The organism is Lacinutrix salivirga, assembly GCF_053604675.1.
This window is the reverse complement of record NZ_JBSHNP010000060.1, coordinates 1-827: the sequence shown is the minus strand read 5'-3', so window position 1 is coordinate 827 and position 827 is coordinate 1. Positions and strand designations below refer to the sequence as shown.

The 827-nt window shown below is 31.9% G+C and carries 1 pseudogene; it reads right to left on the bottom strand.

What is annotated here, in order from left to right:
• Positions 1-290 precede the first annotated feature (290 nt).
• Positions 291-437 (bottom strand): annotated as a pseudogene (locus tag ACVC5O_RS02120) (uracil-DNA glycosylase family protein); the annotation flags it as partial.
• Positions 438-827: the final 390 nt, after the last annotated feature.

Sequence of the window (827 nt, the reverse complement as noted above, 5' to 3'; positions counted from 1 at the left end):
TGTAGAAAAGAGAGGGGATTTTCAATGTTGACGAAGTCTAGGCTTCTGCGTATATAATAACCTTACTCCTCTCTTTTGTCTTTTCTGTTTATTTATCTAATTTAATGAATTGTAAACTTAAGACGTGTATAATTAATTGCTAGGTCACTGCCGACTTACGAAAATTCCGCTGGAATTTTCTATCTGTGATTTGTTTGCTAAATTAGTTGCTTAAACACGCAACTAATCATAAACAAAACCGTTAAACGAACCTCTTCAAAAACCCATTATTCAAAAGTAGCTACCAAACTCTAAAAAAACGCACTATACTGTAGCACTCTAAAATCGAAAGTATTAAACTTAGGATTACTCGCTTTTAATTGTTTATAAAGCGGATTACTACCAATGGAAATATTTACTGCTCCAAAGCTTGAAGTTAAGGATACTGTTTTTATAATACTAGTGTTATGGTAAATGACCTCGTAATAGCCTATAGCGTCATCCTTTTTATTAGCGCCAAAGGTTCTCCAAATTTATGAGATAGCTTACTTTTAAAAAAAAACTGTTTTAGTGACAACTAAAGGGTGTTTAAATTTCTATTTGCAAGTTAAATACAGGAAACAATTTGGTTTGTTTCTAAACTTAAAAATCGCTAGCTTCGTTTAACGAATGATATTAAACATTGAAACGTTTGATATCAGAGCACATTGTGCAAAACAAGGGCTAATTTTTTAAAGTCCGTAAATCTGATCTTTTTTCCAGACTATTTATTAAAAAAATCGTGCTACTTACCTACTCGTTTGTAGAGACTTTTCGGCATAAAACTGTAGAGACTAAATCGCATAGCT